The organism is Arthrobacter sp. H5, from assembly GCF_000520595.1.
GTDB lineage: Bacteria > Actinomycetota > Actinomycetes > Actinomycetales > Micrococcaceae > Arthrobacter_D.
On sequence record NZ_KI914978.1, the window covers coordinates 28,913 to 33,099 of the forward strand.

Below are 4,187 nucleotides of genomic sequence, written 5' to 3' on the forward strand. Positions count from 1 at the left end.
GCCAGCAGGGGTGACTTCGGCTTTAGGTTGTTCCGTCCGTCACCACCACTGGCTCGTGGTTGACGGGAAAGTTTACTGACCTGGCGATGAAACACGCCGCTGCTGCCTGCCGATGAATGGACTGTGCTGTGTACTTGTGCAGCGAACCGTCGATCGTGACGTGCGGTCTGAGCGTGACGCTGACAAACTCGCCGCTGCCATCCGGATTCAGGCGCATGGTTCCCTCAGCCGAATCCTCGTACGCGGTCACCACGATGCCGTTCTTCACAGCCATATGCATGTAGGACAGCATGTGGCACTGCGACAGCGCGGCCAGGAACAGCTGCTCAGGATTCCACCGTTCGGCGCTGCCGTGGAAAGTGGGATCGGCGGTGCCAAGGATCATCGGGGGACCCTCCGCCGATACCTCGTGCTCGCGCCCGTATCCGCGGTACCGGCGTGTTCCATCGCCGCGGTTGCCGGTCCACTTGACATCTACCCGGTAGTGGTGCTCAGACAGGTTCATGGTTCTCAAACTACACCCGGGCTGCCCCCCGGCGGGCGACGTACTTGTGTCCGCGTCCGTGACGTTGCAGCGTTGAAACCCGTCCTCGTTGGAAAAGGCGGGGATCGTTGCGCCGGTTCATGCCACCGCTTCCACCGGACCCCGAAAACCACTACTTGTCTACTGCCTGCGCCCTCAACGCCCGCACGATGCCGTCCTTGTTTTCCAGCGTGAGTCGCTTCAGCGAAGCATTGTCGGAACCAAGGGTGTCCAGGAAAGCATCCGTTGCATCCACGGTGCTCTGGGTGGTCAGTCTGGTCGGGTAAAGACCCACGATGATCTGCTGGGCAATCTCATGCGTCCGCTCATTCCACACCTGCTTGGCTGCGGCAAAGTACTTGTCCGCATAGAGCTCAAGGAGCGTTGTGTCATGGACCCGGGTGAACCCCGCGATTGCGGAGCGCTGGGCGGCGTTGGGCATGTTGGAGGACTCGACGATGGCATGCCAGGCGTTGGCTTTGCCTTCAGCGGTGGGGAGGGCTGCCGTGGCCTGGGCCGCGGCGAGCTGACCGGTGGCTGTGGCGTCCCGCTCCAGCTCAGCGTCGATGTCCGCTTGACCCATACGTCCGCCGACAATGAGGGACGTGATCAGCTCCCACCGCAGGTCGGCGTCCACTTCGAGTCCGTCCGGGACAGCGGATCCGTCGAGGATTGATTCCACCAAACCCAGCTGCGGACCTGTCTGCGCATGGGCGGCGAACGCCTTCACGAACTGCAGCTGCGAATCGGAGCCGCGCCCGGCACTCTGCGCCAGCGCCTGGAGACTGTCGGCCGCTGCAACGGACATAGCCTTTCGGTCCTCCGGATTGACGTAGAACGCCAGAGTTGATGCGAGCTGGCGCAGCAGCACCAGCACAACGGAGGAGTCGGATTCGTATCCGATGTTCTGCAGGATCAGTTCCACATAGTTTCGGGCAGGGGTTTCACCGTCCCGGGCGGCATCCCACGCCGATGCCCACACCAGGGTCCGGGGGAGCGAGTCGCTGAAGTCCTTCAAATGACGGGTTGCGGTGTGGAGGGAGACTTCGTCGAGGCGGATCTTGGCATACGCCAGATCGTCGTCGTTCAGCAGGATCAGATCGGGGCGCGCGAGTCCGCTCAGCTCGGTAACGTCGGTGCGTTCTCCAGCGACATCGAGCTCCACCCGGTGCGTTCGCTCAAGCCGACCGGCGTCGGACAGGTTGTAGAACCCGATGGCGAGCCGATGCGCACGGATGGTCGGGTAGTCCGCGACGGCGGACTGAAGGACGGCGAACGAGGTGATGCCGCCGTCGTCGGTGGTTTGGAGCTCCGGGCGCAGAGTGTTGACGCCTGCCGTCTCGAGCCACTGGGCGGACCACTCCGTGAGGTCGCGGCCGCTGGCCTTCTCCAGTTCCGACAGCAGGTCCGGCAGCTCGGTATTGCCCCAGGCGTGCTTGCCAAAGTACTCGCGTACGCCGGCCATGAACTCCTCCTGGCCCACCCAGGCAACAAGCTGCTTGAGGACGGAAGCACCCTTGGCGTAGGTGATGCCGTCGAAGTTGACCTGGACATCCTCAAGGTCGTTGATGGGGGCCACAATCGGATGAGTGGAGGGCAGCTGATCCTGCCGGTACGCCCATGCTTTCTCCAGCGATGCGAACGTGGTCCAGGACTGCTTGAATTCGGTTGCCTCAGCGAGGGCAAGCGTGGACATAAACTCCGCAAAGGACTCATTGAGCCAAAGGTCATTCCACCAGCGCATGGTGACCAGGTCGCCAAACCACATATGGGCGAGCTCGTGCAGGATGGTGATGGCCCTGCGTTCCACCGTGGCGTCGGTGACCCGGGAGCGGAACACATAACTCTCCAGGAACGTCACGGCGCCGGCGTTCTCCATGGCTCCGGCGTTGAATTCCGGTACAAAGAGCTGGTCGTACTTTGCGAAGGGATACGGCGTCCCGAACTGCTTCTCGAAGAACTCAAAGCCCTTGCGGGTGAGGTCAAAGACATTGTCGGCGTCGAGGTGCTGCATCAGCGACTTGCGGGCAAACACGCCCAGCGGGATGGTCCGGCCGTCCGAACTGGTCAGCTCGCTGCGCACGGCCTGGTAAGGGCCGGCGATGAGTGCTGTGACGTAGGAGGACAGCCGGGGTGTGGGCTCAAACGCCCAGGTGGACTTTGCGGCGCCGTCCTGCGCGGAACCCGCGTCGACCGGCTCAGGCGTTGGAGAGTTGGAGATAACATCCCAGTGCGACGGCGCGGTGATGGTGAAGTGGAAGGCGGCCTTAAGATCCGGCTGCTCAAAGACGGCGAACACGCGCCGCGAGTCGGGGACCTCGAACTGCGTGTACAGGTAGACCTCGTTGTCCACCGGATCCACAAAGCGGTGCAGACCCTCGCCGGTGTTCATGTACAGCATGTCGGACTCAACCACCAGCTCGTTGGATACGGCCAGGTTCTCCAGCTGGATTCTGATGCCGTCCGAGACCTGTGCGGGGTCGAGGTCAACACCGTTCAAGGTCACGCGATGGACGGCGCTCGTCACAGCGTCGATGAAGGTGGAGCTGCCCTGCTCGGCGTCGAAGGAGACGACGGTGGTGGCACCGAAGACTTCTTCTCCGCGGGTGAGGTCAAGGTTGACGTGATAGCTGTGGACGCTGACGGTTGCCGCGCGGTGGCGCGCTTCATCCCGCGTCAGGTTCATACCTGGCAAAGTGATGCCTCCAGTGGGGGAACGTATTGATGGACGTAGCGGGAAAGATACACATACGATGCCGCTAGTTCGTGAGCGGTGTGATCCACCTTACTAGCGAACTGCGCGAACTCCCGCCCAGCCAGTACCCTTGATCGAAGCACAATCCCTTCGCCGAAACGGACACACCTATGCGCGTTCATATCGCCACCGACCATGCAGGCATGGAGCTCAGCGCCCACCTGATCAGCCACCTCAGCGGCAAGGGCTTCGAAGTCATCGACCATGGTCCCGCGGCATACGACGCCGAAGACGACTACCCGGCTTTCTGCATCAATGCGGCGGTTGCCGTTGTTGACGATCAACTGGAAGGCGCGGAGGCTCTGGGCATAGTTCTTGGCGGGTCCGGTAACGGCGAACAGATTGCGGCGAACAAGGTCAAGGGTGTCCGTGCCGCGCTTGCCTGGAACGTCGGAACGGCAAAGCTGGCGCGCGAACACAATGATGCCAACGTCATCGCCGTAGGTGGCCGCCAGCACTCCGTGGAGGAAGCCACGGAAATCATTGAAGCGTTCCTCGCGGAGCCGTTCAGCAATGCAGAGCGCCATCTGCGCCGCATCAGCAAGATTGCCGTTTACGAGTCCACCGGCGAGATCCTTCAGTAGTGCCCGAGGGTCACTCGATTCACCGGCTGGCACGCCAGTTCGAGTCAGTGTTCGGTGGTGCCCGGCTGCGCGTCGGCAGCCCGCAGGGACGGTTCGCTGCGGGCGCTGAGCGGCTGGACAGGCAGGTGCTCACCGCAGCCCGCGCCCACGGCAAGCAGCTGTTCCTTGCCTTTGACAACGAGCTGATACTCCGGGTGCACCTTGGCCTCTACGGCGCCTGGAACTTCGGCGGGGACAGTTCTTTCACCGGAGCCTCCAGCATCGGCGCTCCACGGCGGGTAGGGGAGCGGGAAGTTCCGGGTCAGGAAGGCGGGTCTGTGTATGC

The 4,187-nt window shown here is 62.6% G+C and carries 4 protein-coding genes; 2 read left to right on the forward strand and 2 right to left on the reverse strand.

What is annotated here, in order from left to right; translation table 11 throughout:
* Nucleotides 1-22: 22 nt before the first annotated feature.
* Both Y708_RS0101910 and pepN read right to left on the reverse strand, forming a co-directional pair.
* On the reverse strand, nucleotides 23-505 hold the full coding sequence (locus Y708_RS0101910) for an OsmC family protein (RefSeq protein ID WP_028278604.1): 483 nt from the start codon (nucleotides 503-505) through the stop codon (nucleotides 23-25).
* Between the two features lie 151 nt (nucleotides 506-656).
* On the reverse strand, nucleotides 657-3,209 hold the full coding sequence (gene pepN, locus Y708_RS0101915; protein ID WP_028278605.1) for an aminopeptidase N: 2,553 nt from the start codon (nucleotides 3,207-3,209) through the stop codon (nucleotides 657-659).
* A gap of 179 nt (nucleotides 3,210-3,388) precedes the next feature.
* Here pepN and Y708_RS0101920 point away from each other — a divergent pair, with 179 nt between their 5' ends.
* The gene (locus Y708_RS0101920) at nucleotides 3,389-3,862 is read left to right on the forward strand and encodes a ribose-5-phosphate isomerase (RefSeq protein WP_028278606.1); all 474 of its coding nucleotides are present in this window, start codon (nucleotides 3,389-3,391) and stop codon (nucleotides 3,860-3,862) included.
* Nucleotides 3,862-4,187 (forward strand): DNA-formamidopyrimidine glycosylase family protein (locus tag Y708_RS22305; protein ID WP_343212944.1); only part of this gene is annotated, 326 nt, incomplete at its 3' end. The genes Y708_RS0101920 and Y708_RS22305, both read left to right, overlap by 1 nt.